This is a genomic window from Rhodococcus indonesiensis (assembly GCF_047782815.1).
Lineage (GTDB): Bacteria > Actinomycetota > Actinomycetes > Mycobacteriales > Mycobacteriaceae > Rhodococcus > Rhodococcus indonesiensis.
Map to the genome: position 1 here is coordinate 5,163,520 of NZ_CP180630.1, position 16,670 is coordinate 5,180,189.

Genomic DNA, 16,670 nt, shown 5'->3' on the forward strand with positions numbered 1-16,670 from the left:
AGGGGGCACCGAGCCCGGCCGTGGAATGGCCCGACAGCCGAGGAGTCGAGAACATGCCGAAGTACCTGTGGCAGGTCACCTACACCCCCGAGGGCGCGCAGGGTCTGCTCTCCGAGGGTGGTTCCGTCCGTAGTTCCGCCATCACCGAGATGGTCGAGAGTGTCGGTGGCAGCGTCGAGTCCGTGCACTTCGCGCTCGGCGGGCACGACCTCTACGTCATCGGGGACGTGCCCGACGATCTCGCCGCGGCCACGCTCGAGTTCCGCACCCGTGCGTCGGGTATCGCGCGTTCCGTGCCGATCCGGCTGCTCACCCCTCAGGAGATGGACGACGCGGTGCATCGCAACGCCGCGTACCGGACGCCGGGGCACTGAGCGGGACCGAGCGGGACGCTCGCTGACGGTCGGATCGCCGGGTCAGAGCAGGTCGAGGAACAGACGCGCGGCGGTGGAGGACGGGGCCGGGTCGCGGCACACCAGCGCCAGTGTGCGGTGCGGCGGCCCGGGCCGCAGTCTGATGCGGTGCAGGCCGCTGCGTCGCGCGATCGGTTCGGGGATGACCGCGACCCCGAGACCGTGGCGGACGAGATCGAGCAGGCGGTCCATGTCCCCGACGCGGAACGTCACGTCGCGGTGCACGCCCGCGCGGACGAACAGCGCATCCACGGTGGTCTGCAGTCCGGTGCCGGCCTCGAATTCGATGAACGGGTACGGCTGCAGCCCGGCCGGATCGGTCTTCGCGACGGCGGCCAGCCGGTGGCCGGGTGCGACCACGGCGACCAGTTCTTCGGTGTAGGTGCGCAACGCGACGAGCCCGGGCGGCAGCGGACGCGCGTCGAGGGCCACGAACGCCAGGTCCAGTTCTGCCGTGACGAGGGCGTCGAACAGTTCGGTGGTGGTCGCCTCTCGCAGGGCCACTTCGATACCCGGGTGGGCGCGGTGCAATTGCGCGAGCAGGGACGGCAGGTCCGCGGCCCGGAATGTCTGCACGGTACCCACCGCGAGGGTGCCGGTCGCACCGCTTTCCAGTCTCGCCACGGCTGCGCGGGCATCCGCGGCCTCGCGTAGCAGCCGCTGCGCGTAGGGATAGAGGGTTCTGCCCGCCGCGGTCGGGAGCACCGACCGGGTGGTGCGCTCGAACAGCGACGCCCCGAGTTCGTGCTCGAGCGCGCGCACGGACGCACTGAGCGCCGACTGCGACAGGTGCACCGACTCGGCGGCCCGGGTGAAGTGCCCGTGCTCGGCGACGGCCACGAAGTGCCGCAACTGCCGTAGTTCCATTCATCGACTCTATCGCTCGGATTCATCGATTCATCCCGTTGGACACATCAATGCCGGGGCTCGCAGGATCGGTGCCATGCAGTCCCCGTCCACCGGCGCCCCGACCGCCGACACCGCGACCACGCGCATGCCCCGCCGGCTCGTCGTCGCGATGGCCTTGGCCTCCGGCCTGGTTGTGGCCAACAGCTACTACGCCCAGCCGCTCGTCGGCGCCGTCGCCGACAGCCTCGACGCCTCCACCACACAGGTCGGATGGGTGGTCACCGCGGGCCAGATCGGGTACGCCGTCGGTCTGGCGCTGCTGGTGCCGCTGGGCGACATGGTCGAACGGCGGCGGCTGCTGCGACGCATGCTCGTGCTCACCGCCGCCGGCCTGCTGGTCATGGCCTGGGCACCGAGTTGGCAGATCCTCGCAGTCACGGCCGTGCTCGTCAGCACCGGATCGGTCGTCGGCCAGATCCTCGTCCCGTTCGCCGCATCTCTGGCCCGGGACGACGAACGCGGACGTGTGATCGGAAACGTGATGACCGGCCTGCTGCTCGGCATTCTCCTCTCCCGCGTCGTGGCGGGCCTGGTGGCCGAGATCGCCGGGTGGCGAGCGGTGTTCGTGCTGGCCGCGGTGCTGATGCTCTGCACCGTGCTGCTGGTGCGGACCCTTCCGGTCCTGCCCCCGGCGACCACCGCCGGCTACCGCACGGTGCTCGCCTCGGTGGTGCACTTGATCCGCGACGAACCGGTACTGCGCAGCCGGATCGCCTACGGTGCCCTGACCTACGCCTCGTTCGGAGTGTTCTGGACCAGCGTCGGCTTCCTGCTCGCCGGGCCGGGGTACGGGTGGTCCGAGGCCCGCATCGGGATCTTCACCCTCGTCGGGGTCGCCGGCGCGCTGGCAGCACGGACGGCCGGCATCTTCGCCGACCGCGGCTACGCCCGCCGGCAGACGGGGCTGTTCGTCGCGGTCACCGCGGTCAGCTTCGTGTTCCTCGCCTTCGGCGAACACCACGTGCCGGCACTCGCGGTGGGCGTCGCCCTGCTGGACCTGGGTATCCAGGGAACGCACATCAGCAACCAGAGCCTGATCCAGCCGTTGCGGCCCGACGCCCGCAGCCGCCTCAACACCGCGTACATGACGTCCTACTTTCTGGCCGGCGCCCTCGGCAGCGCGCTGTCCACGGCCGCCTACCTCACCGGCGGATGGCTCGCGGTGTGCGTCCTCGGAGCGGTCTTCCCCACTGCGGGTTTCGCCCTCTTCGCCGGGGAACACCTGATGCAGCACCGGCGCACCCCGGCCGCGGAGACACGCGGTGACGGAGACACGCGGTGACGGAGACCCGACGGAGGTACGGAGGCAATCGGGTCCGGACGCGTGAGACTGTGCCTCGCAACGTGATCCGTCGCCCTCGGTGGGCAGCCTTCAGCTCGAGGCGGGACGATCGCTCAGTACCAGCCGGCACACGTCCTCGACGTTGCGCAGCGCCTCGGCGAATCTGATGCGATCCGTCGTCCACAGGACCAGCGAATTGAGCATGGTGCTGCCGATCGCCAGCGAGGCCAGCCGTGCCCGCTCGGCCGGAATTCCCTCCATCGCTTCGAGGACGGCCGAGCGGTTGACCGCCGACCGCTCGACCAGTGTCTCCACCACATACGGATCCCTGCAGGTCTGCAGCTCGACCTCCAGGCGGGCGAAGTACGGGCCCCGTTGGAACGCCTTCATCTGCCGCACGTACAACCGGACGACGCGCTCCACCACATCCCCCGCCCGGGCGTCGCGGTCGGGGCGGCGCCGGCGCTCGGCGGCGAGCCGCTGCGACAGGCGGTCGTTCCATGCCGCCATCGCGGCGGCGAGCAGTTGCGGCTTGGCCGGGAAGTATCGGTACAGAGTGCCGAGCGCCACCCCGGAACGCTCGGCCACGTCCCGCATCTGGATGCTGTCGGGACTCGTCTCCTCGAGCATCTCGACGACGGTCTCGGTGATCCGGCTGCGTCGCCGCAGTTGTGCGGGGGTCATGTCGTCCGGGCTCATGGGGACACCGGCGGCTGCGGAACTCACCTGCGCAGACTAGCGCGGCTCCGCGGCAGCGACGACAGGGTCACAGAGGGCGGGCCGGTCGGTCACCGTAGCGGCGTCGAGCGCCCGTGTGAAGCGTCGGTAGAGCGAGCATGATCCCGCCCCCAGGTCCCGGTCAGCGGAATAGAATCACGTTCTTTTATTCGTCGTCGTATACATGGAATATGCAGCTGAGCCACTTCTGTATCGGCGAGGAGGGACCGATCCCTTCCTCGACAGAAAAAGAATCTGATTCTATTGTGCCGACCGAGCGGCAGGATCGGTCGCCGCGGGGTGGACCACGCTGCAGGAACAGTCCGCACCTGCGCGGACCCGTCGCACCGGCCCGTGGGACCGGCATCCATCGAAACGAGGAGACGTTGTGAGCGACACCGACCTGACCGGCCGCACGGCCGTGGTGACGGGAGCCGGGTCCGGCCTGGGCCGGGCCGAGGCGCTCGCACTCGCCGAACGGGGCGCAGCCGTCGTCGTCAACGACATCGGAGCTGCTGCACACACCGTCGCCGCCGAGATCGAGGCGCGCGGCGGCAGGGCGATCGCCGTCGAAGGTGACGTCGGGGCCTGGTCGATCGGCGACCGCCTCGTCGACGCGGCTGTCGAACAGTTCGGCAGCCTCGACGTCGTGGTGAACAACGCGGGCATCATCCGCGACGCGATGCTGGTCAACATGACCGAGGAGAAGTGGGACGAGGTGATCCGCGTGCATCTGAAGGGGCACGCGGCGCTGACCACCGCGGCGGCGAGATACTGGCGTACGGAGTCGAAATCGTCGGGCGCCCCGGTGTACGGGCGGCTGATCAACACCACCTCGGAGGCGTTCCTCTTCGGCGGGGCGGGGCAATCGAACTACGCCGCCGCCAAGTCCGGAATCGTCGCTCTCACCCTGGCAGCCGCGCACGGACTTTCCCGGTACGGGGTGACCGCCAACGCGATCGCGCCGAGGGCGCGCACGGAGATGACCGCGCACGTCTTCGACGAAGACCCGTCCGGATCGGCCGTCGACATCCTGGCCCCCGAGCGGGTGGCGACCTTCGTGGCCTACCTGGCGTGTCCGGCGGCGAGCCGCGTGAACGGTCAGGTCTTCGTCGTCTACGGCGACATGGTGGCGCTGATGGCTCCCCCGACGGTGGAGAATCGATTCACCGCCGGCTCCGGGGTCTTCACCCTCGACGAACTCGACGCGCAGGTCTCCGGGTACTTCGCCGACCGCCCCGCCGACCGGACGTTCTCCGCCCGCAGCGTCGCAGCCCTGGACACCACCGGCGTGCGTACCAAGCTCTCGTGACGGCACCGATCGTCATCCGGCGGCGCCGCCGCGCCGGCCCGCGTAGCGCACCAAGCAAGTGCTAGGTAACGTGAGCCGAAGGAGGTCAGACCTTGACTGTGATGCGTAGTGACTCGATTCCGGTGTCGGACATGCCGCGTGAGCAGCGCCCCAGCGTGGCGGAGCGGTTCACCCAGATCCTCGACGTGTTCACATCCGGTCCCGACCGGATGTTCCTCGAGGAGATCACGGCCGCCACCGGACTGCCCCGCTCGACCGTCTTCCGCCTGCTGACCCAGCTCGTCGACCTCCACTGGGTCGAACACGACTCCCGCGGATACGGACCCGGGCTGCGGATGCAGACGATGGCCCGGCCCCGGGACTACTCACAGCTGCGCGCCGCGGCCGCGGGGATGCTCAACGACCTGCAGATCGGCACCGGCGGGGTCGCGCACCTGACGGTGCTGGAAGGCTCGTCCGTGTACTTTCTCGACCGGATCGGGGGCGCGGCCAGCGCGGGCATCCCTTCCCAGGTCGCGGCCCGGCTGCCGGCCGAGAGCACCGTCAGTGGACGGGCACTGCTCGCCGGCCTCGAGCCGGAGCGGGTCGACGCTCTCATGACGGCCGGGCCGCACGTCCGGTCCCGCGCCGATCTGTCGGCACTGCACGACCGTCTGAACCGGGTGCGCCAGCGGCAGGGCCTCGCGTTCGTGCCCGGCCACTCGTGCCCCATGTCCATCAGCGCGGTCGCCGCACCGGTCGTCGGCCCCGACGGCGTCGTGGGCGCGATCTCGGTGGCGTGCCGCGGAACGGTCGAACTCGCCCACATCGCACCGATGGTCTGGGCCGCCGCACGCCGCACCTCGCGGATGCTCACCCCCGGCCGCTCCGGTTCCACCGCGCGGACCCGCCTGGCGCACCGAACACGTGTGGGTGTCGCGAACTAGAACGCGACGGCGCGCCGGACGTCGTCCGGCGCGCCGCGAATTCACTTTTCCTGCATGCTGTTCCGTCGACGGAACCGGTCATTCCTCGACGCGGACGAACACTCCCCGCGCCTCGACCGTGCGCTCACCGCGGCATTCGATCCAGCCCTCGGCGACGGTCTTCCGGCCCTCGGTCTCGACGATCCGCGAATACAGATCCAGCGGCTCGTCGAGCGGCGTGCGGCGCAGGTAGCGCAGGTCGAGCGACGCCGTCAGCGAACGGCTGCCCCGGGCCTGCATGAGGGTGCCGAGCATGCAGTCCAGCAGGTGAGCGCTGAACCCGCCGTGCACGCTGTCGGGCGGACCCTCGTGCAGGGCGTTCGCGACCAGCCGGGCCCGCGCCTCGTCCGCGCCGAAGTGGATCTCGAGCGGAATGCCCATCGGGTTGTGGGTGAACAGCGCCCACGGCTCGCGCCCACCCGTGTCCCGGGACCGCGACGGACCGTCGAACGGGGGACGCAGCACCCGCGAGCGCGGTCGCACGCCGAGGGTCTCGGCCAGTTCGGCGATCGTTGCGCGGGCGGCGCGGACGGTCTCGGCGTCCGCCGTCGTGGTCGCCGCGGCCAGCATCAGCGCGCGAGTCGCGGCGACGAGTTCCGCGGACGCCTCCCGCAGGTCCGCGGGCACATCGATGGTGCGGGTCATCGGGAGTCCTCTCCGGCGATCCGGCGCGTGAGCGCCGGGCCGATGCCGGCGTCGGTGACGAGCGTCGGGCGCCCGGGATGCGTCATGCGGGTGCCCCGATCCTGGGTGCAGACCCGAGGACGTCGCCCAGCTCGGCCGCGGTGGCGTCCGCACCGCCGAGGCTGAAGCACAGCTGCCGTCCCCACAGGAAGTAGCGGTGGATCGGGTAGTCCACGTCCGCTCCGATACCGCCGTGCAGGTGCTGCGTCGCGTGCACCACCCGCAGACCGCCTCGCGACGCCCACCATTTGGCGACGAGGACCGCGGATTCGGCCTCCTGCTCCCGTCCGGCGTCGAGCAGCCACGCCGCCCGCCGGGTGGTGAGCCGGATCGCCTCGGTGTCGAGGTAGGCGTCGGCGGCGCGCACCGCCACGGCCTGATTGGTCGACAGCGGCCGACCGAACTGGACTCGCTGCGAGGTGTATTCGGCCGTCGTCTGCAGCGCCTGCGCGCACACGCCCAGCTGCACCGCCGCGAGCGCGAGCTGGATCCGGCGGCGCACCCAGGCGACCGTCTCCGCGCCGTCGCCCGGCAGACGATCGGCCGCGGGCACGACGACGTCGTCGAACCGGAGGTTGGCGAAGCTGCCGCGGTCGGTGGCGGCGACCGGTTCCACCGTGACGCCGTCCGCCCCGGTCGGTATCACTGCGACGGCGAGCGATCCGTCGTCGCACCGGACCGGCACGGTCGTGGCGGCGGCCACGGCCGCGGCGGGCACGCCGGCGACGGTTCCGCTGACGACCAGGTCGTCGCCCTTGCTCACCGCCGACAACGAGGTGAGTTCACCGTAGGGTGCGTCGAACGCGGCGACGACCGGTCGGGAGCCGTCCACGATGCCGGGCACCAGCCGTTCGACCTGCTCGGCCGTGCCGAACCGAACGATCGCCGACGCGGCCGCCGTCACCGACCACAGCGGCACCGGCGCCACGTGCCGGCCCTGCTGCTCGAGCACGGTGATCAGGCCGAGCAGACCCATCCCGGCGCCACCGGACTCCTCCGGCACCGCGATGCCGAGCAGACCGGCGTCGGCCAGGGCGCTCCACAGCTTCGCGTCGAAGCCGCCCTCGTTCTTCTCCACCTCGACGACCCGCTCGACCGGCGCGAGCTGCCGGAAGAGCTGGGACGCCAGGTCCTGCACACTCGTCAGGCCCTCGTCGAGTTCGAAATCCATGTCAGCTCCTCGTGCTGGTGGGGGCGTCGGTGCGGCGACGGGCGGCGAGCGTCATGCCGAGGCACTTGGCGGCGACGATCTCGCGCATCACTTCGTTGGTGCCGCCGCCGAAGGTGTTGTTCTGGGCTCTGCGCGCCAGGGTTTCGACGCGCCCCTCGACGACGGCTCCGGGGCTGCCGGGCCGCAGCAGGCCACGGACGCCGAGGATCTCCTGCATCTTGCCGTAGGCGGTGACGACCGCCTCCGTCCCGAAGATCTTGGCAGCGGCGGAGTCTCCGCCGCCGAGCGTGTTCGCAGCGACGTCCGCGACGAGCCGGAGGTTGACGAGATCGGCGGCGCTGAGCAGTGCGTACGTCTCCGCCAGATTGGTGCGCACCCAGGGCAGGTCGTAGACGGTCCCGGCGCCCAGGGGCTCGGACTGCGCCCAGGCGAGCACGGCGTCGTACAGCTCGTTCGCGATGCCACCGCGGGCCGCGAGCGCGACCCGCTCGTGGTTGAGCTGGTTGGTGATCAGGCCCCAGCCCTGGTTCAGCTCGCCCACGACGTTGGTCAGCGGCACGCGGACGTCGTCGTAGTAGGTGGCGGAGGTGCTGATGCCACCGACGGTGTGGATCTCGGTCACCGAGAACCCGGGCGCCGACGTCGGTACCAGCACCACCGAGATGCCCTGGTGCCGCGGCGCGTCCGGGTCGGTGCGGACGGCCAGCCAGATCCAGTCCGCGTAGACGCCGGCGCTGGTGAAGATCTTGTTGCCGTTGATGACCAGTTCGTCGCCCTCGATGCGGGCGCGGGTCTGCAGCGAGGCGAGGTCGGTGCCCGCGTTCGGCTCGGTGTAGCCGATCGCGAAGATGAGTTCACCGGCCAGGATCGGCGGCAGGAAGAAGTCCTTCTGCGCCTGGGTCCCGTGCTTCATCAGCGCCGGCGCGACGGTGTTGAGAGTGACCAGCGACAGCGGTGCGCCGGCGCGGATCACCTCGTCGTAGAACACGTACAGGGCCTCGGGATCCTCTCCCCGCCCGCCGTATTCGGTGGGCCAGCCGAGACCGAGCCACCCGTCGCGGCCCATCCGTCGCAGGATGCGGTCGAACACGGGTCCGCCCTCGGTCTGGTCGACGAGGGCGCGCCGGTCGTCGTCGTCGATGATCTCGGCGAAGTAGTTGCGTAATTCGGTGCGGAGCCGACGTGAATCGTCGGACAGTTCCGGGTGCATAGCCCCTCCAGGTGGATGTGGTGTGGTCGGTGTCAGCGCGGCAGTCCCAGCACGCGACGGGCGATCACGTTCAGCTGGATCTCGATGGTGCCGCCGCCGAAGAGCACCGCGGGCAGACCGAGGTGGTCGAGCATGTGTCCGTCGTCGTCGGCGGCGCCGAGCGGACCGAGCAGCGAGACCAGCCCGCGCGAGCCGTCGCGTTGGGCGAGGGCACTGAAGACCTTCTGCACGCTGATCTCCGCCCCGGCGTCGAGACCGGACAACCGGCGCAGCACGCTGCGCAGGTTCATCGCCGACAGGGCCATCTCACGGCCGGTGTTGCGGCCGAGGACGCGCAGTGCTTCGTCGCGGGCGGCGGCGTAGCGGCCCGACTCGACGACGTCGCGCACCCGTGCGGCCGCACCGTGCGCGAGCTGTGCGCCCATGCTGAGCCGTTCGTTGGCGAGGGTGGTCACCGCGAGACGCCAGCCCTGCCCCGGTTCCGAGACCAGGCAGTCGTCGGGGACGAAGACGTCGTCGAAGAACACCTCGTTGAACTCCGCCCGCCCGGTCGCCTGCCGCAGCGGTCGCACGTCGAGCCCGTCGCTGCGCATGTCGACGAGGAAGTACGAGATGCCCTCGTGCTTGGGCGCATCGGGGTCGGTGCGAGCCAGGCAGATGCCCCAATCCGCCTCGTGCGCCATCGAATTCCACACCTTCTGTCCGGTGAGGACCCAGCCGCCGGCCACCTTGCGGGCGCGGGTGGACAGCCCGGCGAGGTCCGAGCCGGCGCCCGGCTCGCTGAACAGCTGGCACCAGACGATCTCGCCGCGCAGGGTGGGGATGACGAAACGCCGCTGCTGGTCCTCGGTGCCGTGCCGCAACAGGGTGGGCAGGGCCCACTCGCCGATGACGGTGGTCGGCAGTTCGAGGCCGCGGCGCGCGAATTCGTCTGCGATCACGGCCTGTTCCTGCGGTCCGGCCGCGAGGCCGTACGGCCGGGGATAGTGCGGCGCGACAAGTCCGGCCTCGGCGAGCCGGGCACGACGTGCCCCGCCGCGTGCCGGCGCCCAGCCGTCGCTGCGCACCGCATCGTCCGGCAGTGCCCGTACTTCGTCGAGGACGGCACCGACCTGCGCACGCAGCTCCGGTAGCGCATCGGCTTCGACGAAGGAGAAGTCGCGCTCGCCGGACAGCGCGAGCTCACCGAGCCGGCGCGCCCAGACGTCCTCCGGACCGGCGACGGAGGCGATCGACAGTGCCCGTCGCCAGTACAGGTGCGCGTCGTGTTCCCAGGTGAATCCGATACCGCCGAGCAGGGTGACGCATTCGAGCACCACGTCCACGGCCGCCGGGACGGCCGTCAGCCCCGCCTGCGCTGCCGCGAGACGCTGCTGCTCCCGGTCCTGCCCGACCGACCGGGCGGCGTCCCACGCCGCCGCACGGGCGATCTCGCTGCGCACCAGCATCATCGCGGCCTTGTGCTGCACGGCCTGGAAGCTGCCCACGGGTCGGCCGAACTGGTGGCGGTTACAGACGTGGTCGACGGCGGTGTCCAGCGCCCACGCCGCGATTCCGGCGGCCTCGGCGCCGAGCACGGTGTTGACGATCAGCTGCACGTCGTCGTCGGCGATCGCCGGGAGCAGGTGCTCGGGTGTGATCGCCGCTGCGGACAGTCGCAGTCGTCCCACCGATCGGGTGAGGTCCACGCCGTCGGCGGTCTCGATCTCCCCGGCGGTGGGTGGGAGCCGGAACCACACGGGTGCGCCGTCGGCGGTGGCGCGCACGATCACCTCGTCGGCGCCCGGCAACCCGAGCACCGGCTCGGAGACACCGGTGACCGTCCATCCCTGTCCCGACGCGGTCGCGACGAGGCCGGGGGTGGTGACGGCGGCGCCGGTCGCGCCCTCGGCGAACCGCCGCAGCAGGTCCGCGACGAGACCCTCGGGCGGGAGGGTGGCGACCAACGCCCCGGCCAGCACGGTCGGAACCCACGGGCCGGGAACGAGGGCGCGGCCGAACTGCTCGGCCACGACCGCGAGTTCCGGCAGTCCCGCCGCACCGCCGCCGTGCTCCTCGGGCAGGTGCAGGGCGTGCAGGCCCTGCGCGACGCACGCATCCCAGAGCTCCGGCCGCTTGCCGGCCGCCAGGTCGGCGAACGCGGCGCGGGTGCGCTCGATCGGGGCGTGCCGACGGGCGAGCCCCGCGACGGCGTCAGCGAGGTCGCGGTGGTCGGCGTCGAGTGCAATGGCCATGACCTACATCCGTTCCAGGATCATGCACGTGGTGGCGGCGGACGCGCAGATGGCGATCATCGCGACCTGCCGGTCCCGCCGTTCGAGCTCGTCGATTGCGGTGGCCAGCAGCCGGATTCCCGTCGCGCCGGCCGGGTGACCGAGGGCGATGGCACCGCCGCCGACGTTGAGCACGTCCGGGTCGATCTTGTGCACCTCGGCGAACGACATCGGCACGGCCGCGAAGGCTTCGTTGACCTCGAACAGGTCCACGTCGGCGACCGTCATCCCGGTGCGGTCGAACAACGTCTGCGCCGCGGCCACCGGACCGTCGAGCATGAACTCGGTGTCGCCGCCGATGACGCACTGCGCGAGCAGCCGGGCCCGCGGTGCCGCGCCGAGTTCTCGTGCCCTGTCCTCGGACATCAGGATTGCGGCGCTCGCCCCGTCGGACACCTGCGACGAGGTGCCGGCGGTGTGCAGGCCGCCCTCGATCGTGGGACGCAACCGCGCGAGCGCCTCCGGGCTGGTCTCGCGCAGTCCCTGGTCCCGGGCGACGGTGGTGCCGCCGTCGCCCGGGACGGCGACGGGGATGATCTGCCGGTCGAACCACCCGGCGTCCCAGGCCGCGCGCGCCCGCTGCTGCGACCGCAGGCCGAACGCGTCGAGGTCCTCACGGGAGAAGCCGCGGTGCCGGGCGATGCGGTCGGCCGCGGTGTACTGGTCGGGGGTGTCCACCGACCACGACGCCGGTCGCGGGGTGCCGGCGCCGGTGCCGACCTTGTAGGTGAGCGGGACGCGCGACATCAGTTCCACGCCGCACGCCATGCCGACCTCGAGGGTGCCGAGCGCGATCTGCCCGGCGACGAGATGCACCGCCTGCAGCGCGGTGCCGCACTGGGCGTCGATGGTGGTGGTCCCGGTGTGGGAGGGCAGACCGGCATGCATCCACGCGGTGCGGGTGATGTTGCCGAACTGCTCGCCGATCGGGGTGACACACCCGCCGACGGCCTGCTCGACGAGGGCGGCGTCGAGGCCGAGCCGGTCGAGCACGCCGCGTTGCGCGAGACCGAGCAGCTCGGCGGCGTGCAGGCCGGAGATCCAGCCGTCGCGCTTGCCGAAGGGAGTGCGTGCGGCATCGACGATCACGGGTTTCATGCGGGTACCTCCGGTCGGGTCCACTGTCGGTTGCCGAGCCCGAATTCGTCGACGAGGCCGAGACCGTCGGAGCTGCGGCCGGTGAAACGGGACGACACGGCGATCACCGCCACTTCGCGGCGAACGCGTGGATCGCGTCGGTCACGCGGGTGACTTCCTCATCGGACAGCCCGTGGCTCATGCCGAGCGTCATGCCGCGCTCGAACACCGCATCGGCCTCGGGCAGGCCTTCGTCCGGCACGCGGTGCTCGACGCCGGCCATCATGGGATGGCGGGTGATGTTGCCGCTCCACACGGTTCGCGTGTCGATGCCCTGCGCTTCGACGAACTCCTGCAGGTCGCTGCGGGAGAACGGGGCGTCGGCGGTGACCGTGACGGGATAGCACAGCCAGGCGGTGTCGAGGCCGTCGGTTTCGACCGGCGTGCGGAAGAATTCGGGGTAGGCACCGTATGCGGCGGTGAATTCCGCGAAGGTCTTGCGGCGCCGCTCGTAGTTCTGCGCGAGCTTGTTCAGCTGCACGACGCCGTAGGCGGCGCCGAGTTCGGACGGTTCGAAGTTCCACGGCAGCAGATCGAAGATGAAGTCGTTGTCGTAGTCGACCCCGTCCAGGTCCTCCCGGAAGACGCGTCCACCGCCGTTGCCGAACAGGTTCGGCTCGGAGCGACGTCCCCAGCGGCGCAGCAGAAGTGCACGATCACGGGTCTGTTCGTCGTCCATCATGACCATGCCGCCGGTGCCGGCACACGTGATGATGTGGGCCATGGAGAAACTGGTGACGCTCAGGTCGGCGCGCGCACCGGTAGGGGTGCCGTGCAGCCGTGCGCCGAGGGTGTCGCAGGTGTCCTCGACGACCTTCAGGCCGTGCCGGTCGGCGACGGCCCGGATCGCGTCCCAGTCGGGGCAGTTGCCGGCGAGGTTCGGGATGAGCACGGCGCTGGTGCGGTCGGTGACCATCGCCTCGATCTTGGCGACGTCGACATTGAACGTGTCCGGTTCGACGTCGACGAAGACCGGTGTCAGGCCGGCACGCACGAGGGGCGCGACGTCGGTGGAGAAGGTCAGCGGCGAGGTGATGACCTCGCTGCCCTTCGGCAGGTCGAGCAGCTCGACGGCGAGGTACAGGCCGGAGGATCCGGAGTTGCACATCACGCCGTACTGCTTCCCGGACAGCTCGGGGATACGGCGTTCGAGCTCGAAGACGTTCTTGCCGATGCGCAGCCCCTGATGGCCGCTGCGCAGGACGTCGACCACCGCTCGGATTTCGTCCTCGCCGTGGGTGGCGCGGGCATAGGTGATGCGTTCGGTCATGTTCGGACTTCCTCTGAATGGGTGGTCGGTCAGTTGTCGGTGGAGAGCACGAGTGCGCTGTGCGGCACCGGGGAGCCGCCCGTGACCAGGACGTTCGCCACGTCCTTGCCGGGCTGGTTCACCGACGTGCCGCGGATCAGGCGCACGCCCTCGGCGATTCCGTTGACGCCGTGGATGTATCCCTCGCCGAGTTGGCCGCCGTGGGTGTTGACGGGCAGGCGGCCGCCGAGTTCGAGGTTGCCGTCCGCGATGAAGTCCTTGGCCTCGCCGCGGCCGCAGAACCCGTACTCCTCGAGTTGCAGCAACACCATCGGAGTGAACGCGTCGTAGAGGATCGCGGCGTCGATGTCGTCCGGATCGATACCGGCCTGATCCCACAGCTGCCGTGCCACCAGCTCGACCTCGGGCATCTCGTCGATGTCCTCGCGGTAGTAGCTGCTCATGGAGATCTGCTGGGGTCCGACGCCTTGCGCGGCGGCGGAGACGACGGCCGGCGGGTGCGGCAGGTCGCGGGCCCGCTCGGTGCTGACGATGACCAGGGCCTGACCGCCGTCGCTCTCCTGGCAGCAGTCGAGGAGCCGCAACGGATCGGCGATCATCCGGGAGTTCTGGTGGTCGTCGAGGGTGATGGGCCGCTCGTAGAACCAGGCCCTGGGGTTGACGGCGGCATGCTTGCGCGAGAGCACGGAGATGCGGCCGAAGTCGGCGCTGGTCGCACCGTACTTGTGCATGTAGCGCCGGGCGAGGAACGCCTCCTGCTGGGCGGGAGTGAGCAGCCCGTAGGGATTGATCCAGTTGCGGTATTCCTGGTCGGTGTTGGCCGTGTAGGCGAACGGCGGCGGCCCGGCGCCGAACCGGGTGCCGGAGCGTTCGTTGAAGGCCCGGTAGACGACCACGACGTCGGCGACGCCGCTCGCGACGGCGAGCGCGGCCTGCTGCACGGGTGCGCACGCGCCACCGCCACCGTGCGGGATGCGGCTGAAGAACTTCAATTCGGGGATGCCGAGTGCGCGTGCGACCGCGATCTCCGGGTTGGTCTCCATCGTGAACAGCGCGAAGCCGTCCACCTCCTCGACGCCGATCTGCGCGTCCTCGAGTGCGGCGAGCACGCTCTCGCAGGCCAGCTGCCATTCGCTGCGCCCGGAGTTCTTGGAGAACTCGGTGGCGCCGATACCGGCGATCGCTGCCTTGCGGGCGAAGCCCCCGCCGGGAATTGTCCTGCCGCTCATCGTGTCTGTCCTTCGTACGGTGCGACGGTGACCTCGGCGGTCACGTGCGTTCCTCGGGCGTTGCGGCCGAGCACCTCGACGGTGACGGCGCCGGCGTCGACGCGGGTCACCGTCCCGGTCAGACGCATGGTGTCGCCGGGAAAGTTGGGGACGCCCAGCCGCAGTGCGACGCGGCGGATGCGGGCGGTCGGCCCGGCCCAGTCGGTGATGTACCGGTCGACGAATCCGTTCGTCGAGTTGATGCTCATGAAGATGTCGGGCGTGCCGCGCTTTTCGGCTGCGCCCGGATCGTGGTGCACGTCCTCGAAATCCTGGGAGGCGATCGCGGTGGCGACGATGGTGCTGCGATCGAGCGGTAGGTCCAGTACCGGCAGTTCGGTGCCGACGGACACGGCCGGCAGGCTCATGCGGCACCTCCGCCCGGCAGGCGCAGCTGCGGCAGGATCTCGCCGTGTGCGTGCTCGGCGAAGCCGACCTCGAGCTCCATGCCGATCCGCAGCCGGTCGTGCTCGACCCCAGCGATGTCGGCGACGATCCGGATGCCCTCCTCGAGGTCGATCAGCCCGACCGCGAGGGGATAGTCGAAGGACGGGTCCTTCGGGTGGTGGATCACGGTCCAGCTGTGCAGGGTGCCCCGCCGCGACGACTCGACGGTGTCCCACTTGAAGGAACGGCATTTCGGGCACGCCGGTCCCGGCGGATGCCGGAGTGCGCCGCAGTCGCTGCAGCGCTGGATCTCGAGCCGGCCCTCGCGGGCGGCGGCGAACCAGAATTCGTTGTCCTGGGTGACAGTCAGCCTGGGAACGGCCGTCATCACGCCTCCTCGGTGGTGTTCGGGTCGAAGCGGAGCAACCGGAATCGCTCCTCGACGAGCAGTTCGCCGTGCTGGTTCTCGTAGCGCTTGTGCAGGGTGACGAAGCAGCCGCGGCCAAGGCCGGTGCGTTTGACCGGGGAGATCGACTCGATGGTGAAGTGCGCGGTGACGTGGTCGCCCGGGACGAGTTCGCGGTGGTAGTCCTGCTCGACGTTGGTGGCGACCACGGAGGTGAAGCCGTGCCGGTCCAGCAGTGTCATCAGTTCGGAGTAGGCGAAGTCCTCGGTCCGCCCTTCGGCACGCAGCCGCTGCACCTCACGCCAGCGCCGGTAGCCGGCCATCACCCACGTCGAGATCATCGCGGGCGGGCACACCACGTCCGGTCGTCCGGTGGCGCGGGCCGCGTCCCGGTCGACGTAGACGGGGTTGCAGTCGTCGTGGGCCTCGACCCAGTTCCGGATCATCGCCTCACCGACGGCGTACCGGGCCACCCGGGCGGGCTCGGCCTCCCGCCCGACGTACTGTTCGAACTCCCGTTCCAACTCCTGTTCCAGCGTCGGCACGTCCGCACCACCTTTCTTGAGCAAGCGCTTGGTGCAGTACGGTAGGCGCGGGTGCCCCGCCGGAACTGCCCGTTCCCACTCAGTTGGAACGGACGGCAGAAAACTCGAGCCGAACGGGCGAAACGGAAGGAGAAGTGGCCATGACGTCGGACCGACGCGACGAGATCATGCGGCTCGCGGCCGAACTCTTCGCAACCAAGGGGATCGCCCCCACCACGGTCCGCGACATCGGCGAACGCGCGGGAGTGTTCTCCGGCAGCCTCTACCACTTCTTCACATCGAAGAATGCGATCGTCGCCGAGATCCTCAGCGGCTTCATGGCCGACATCGACCAGCGCTTCCGGCGCGTGGTGGAGACATCGACGAGTGCCCGCGAGACGGTGCGCGGCCTGATTCGGCAAACTCTCGCCGTGATCGAGGAACATCCCCACCCGACCGCGATCTACCAGCAGAACCGGCAGTACCTGCGCGACAACGGCCTGCTCGACGTCGTCGACGCGCCGTCACGCACGGTGCGCGACTACTGGCTCACCGCCCTCGCCGCTGGTGTCGCCGACGGCAGCTTCCGCTCCGACATTCCCGCCGAGGTCTTCTACCGCACCGTGCGGGACACACTGTGGGCGAGCATGCACTGGCCGGGACGCGACGACTACACGACGGACGAGTTCACCGACCTGCTCGTCGCGCTGTTCTTCGGGGGCTTCGCCGAGGAGAAATGACG

General features: G+C 70.4%; 17 protein-coding genes. 5 read left to right on the forward strand and 12 right to left on the reverse strand.

Translation table 11 applies throughout. The features are described from left to right. Positions 1–53 precede the first annotated feature (53 nt). Positions 54–374 carry a GYD domain-containing protein gene (locus ACM26Y_RS23740; protein WP_003938748.1) on the forward strand — a complete coding sequence of 107 codons (321 nt, stop codon included), beginning with the start codon at positions 54–56 and terminating at the stop codon, positions 372–374. Between the two features lie 42 nt (positions 375–416). Here the strand turns inward: ACM26Y_RS23740 and ACM26Y_RS23745 are convergent, their stop codons facing one another. Further along, positions 417–1,280, reverse strand: coding sequence for a LysR family transcriptional regulator (locus ACM26Y_RS23745; RefSeq protein ID WP_416062122.1), 864 nt, complete (start codon positions 1,278–1,280; stop codon positions 417–419). Between the two features lie 76 nt (positions 1,281–1,356). Here ACM26Y_RS23745 and ACM26Y_RS23750 point away from each other — a divergent pair, with 76 nt between their 5' ends. Beyond that, positions 1,357–2,604 carry an MFS transporter gene (locus tag ACM26Y_RS23750; RefSeq protein WP_416062123.1) on the forward strand — a complete coding sequence of 416 codons (1,248 nt, stop codon included), beginning with the start codon at positions 1,357–1,359 and terminating at the stop codon, positions 2,602–2,604. 90 nt (positions 2,605–2,694) lie between these two features. Here the strand turns inward: ACM26Y_RS23750 and ACM26Y_RS23755 are convergent, their stop codons facing one another. Beyond that, positions 2,695–3,288, reverse strand: coding sequence for a TetR family transcriptional regulator (locus tag ACM26Y_RS23755; protein WP_003938751.1), 594 nt, complete (start codon positions 3,286–3,288; stop codon positions 2,695–2,697). 421 nt (positions 3,289–3,709) lie between these two features. Between ACM26Y_RS23755 and ACM26Y_RS23760 the strand changes: the two genes are divergently transcribed. After that, positions 3,710–4,633, forward strand: a complete 924-nt coding sequence (locus tag ACM26Y_RS23760) for an SDR family NAD(P)-dependent oxidoreductase (RefSeq protein WP_416062124.1) — start codon at positions 3,710–3,712, stop codon at positions 4,631–4,633. Between the two features lie 101 nt (positions 4,634–4,734). Continuing rightward, complete coding sequence (locus tag ACM26Y_RS23765; RefSeq protein WP_003938753.1) at positions 4,735–5,559, forward strand: IclR family transcriptional regulator; 825 nt, start codon at positions 4,735–4,737, stop codon at positions 5,557–5,559. A gap of 78 nt (positions 5,560–5,637) precedes the next feature. Here ACM26Y_RS23765 and ACM26Y_RS23770 read toward each other — a convergent pair whose 3' ends face one another. The 10 genes from ACM26Y_RS23770 to ACM26Y_RS23815 form a co-directional block, all read right to left on the reverse strand. Continuing rightward, entirely contained in the window at positions 5,638–6,243 is a 606-nt protein-coding gene (locus ACM26Y_RS23770; protein ID WP_289378027.1) for a PaaI family thioesterase, read from the reverse strand. A gap of 82 nt (positions 6,244–6,325) precedes the next feature. After that, complete coding sequence (locus tag ACM26Y_RS23775; RefSeq protein WP_416062125.1) at positions 6,326–7,453, reverse strand: acyl-CoA dehydrogenase family protein; 1,128 nt, start codon at positions 7,451–7,453, stop codon at positions 6,326–6,328. 1 nt (position 7,454) lies between these two features. After that, the gene (locus ACM26Y_RS23780) at positions 7,455–8,663 is read right to left on the reverse strand and encodes an acyl-CoA dehydrogenase family protein (RefSeq protein WP_003938756.1); all 1,209 of its coding nucleotides are present in this window, start codon (positions 8,661–8,663) and stop codon (positions 7,455–7,457) included. Between the two features lie 32 nt (positions 8,664–8,695). After that, on the reverse strand, positions 8,696–10,897 hold the full coding sequence (locus tag ACM26Y_RS23785) for an acyl-CoA dehydrogenase (RefSeq protein ID WP_416062126.1): 2,202 nt from the start codon (positions 10,895–10,897) through the stop codon (positions 8,696–8,698). A 3-nt stretch (positions 10,898–10,900) separates the two neighbouring features. Next, positions 10,901–12,034, reverse strand: a complete 1,134-nt coding sequence (locus tag ACM26Y_RS23790; RefSeq protein ID WP_416062127.1) for a steroid 3-ketoacyl-CoA thiolase — start codon at positions 12,032–12,034, stop codon at positions 10,901–10,903. Positions 12,035–12,137: 103 nt separating this feature from the next. Beyond that, positions 12,138–13,343, reverse strand: coding sequence for a DegT/DnrJ/EryC1/StrS family aminotransferase (locus tag ACM26Y_RS23795; protein WP_054372626.1), 1,206 nt, complete (start codon positions 13,341–13,343; stop codon positions 12,138–12,140). 29 nt (positions 13,344–13,372) lie between these two features. Then, complete coding sequence (locus tag ACM26Y_RS23800; protein WP_054372627.1) at positions 13,373–14,572, reverse strand: lipid-transfer protein; 1,200 nt, start codon at positions 14,570–14,572, stop codon at positions 13,373–13,375. Continuing rightward, positions 14,569–14,979 carry a MaoC/PaaZ C-terminal domain-containing protein gene (locus ACM26Y_RS23805; RefSeq protein ID WP_003938761.1) on the reverse strand — a complete coding sequence of 137 codons (411 nt, stop codon included), beginning with the start codon at positions 14,977–14,979 and terminating at the stop codon, positions 14,569–14,571. Before ACM26Y_RS23805 ends, ACM26Y_RS23800 begins: the two co-directional genes overlap by 4 nt. After that, a complete protein-coding gene (locus ACM26Y_RS23810) occupies positions 14,976–15,386 on the reverse strand; it encodes a Zn-ribbon domain-containing OB-fold protein (RefSeq protein ID WP_003938762.1) in 411 nt (136 codons plus the stop codon). Before ACM26Y_RS23810 ends, ACM26Y_RS23805 begins: the two co-directional genes overlap by 4 nt. Continuing rightward, the gene (locus ACM26Y_RS23815; protein ID WP_416062128.1) at positions 15,386–15,949 is read right to left on the reverse strand and encodes a MaoC family dehydratase N-terminal domain-containing protein; all 564 of its coding nucleotides are present in this window, start codon (positions 15,947–15,949) and stop codon (positions 15,386–15,388) included. Before ACM26Y_RS23815 ends, ACM26Y_RS23810 begins: the two co-directional genes overlap by 1 nt. Before the next feature lie 140 nt (positions 15,950–16,089). Here ACM26Y_RS23815 and ACM26Y_RS23820 point away from each other — a divergent pair, with 140 nt between their 5' ends. Next, the gene (locus ACM26Y_RS23820) at positions 16,090–16,668 is read left to right on the forward strand and encodes a TetR/AcrR family transcriptional regulator (RefSeq protein WP_054372629.1); all 579 of its coding nucleotides are present in this window, start codon (positions 16,090–16,092) and stop codon (positions 16,666–16,668) included. Positions 16,669–16,670: the final 2 nt, after the last annotated feature.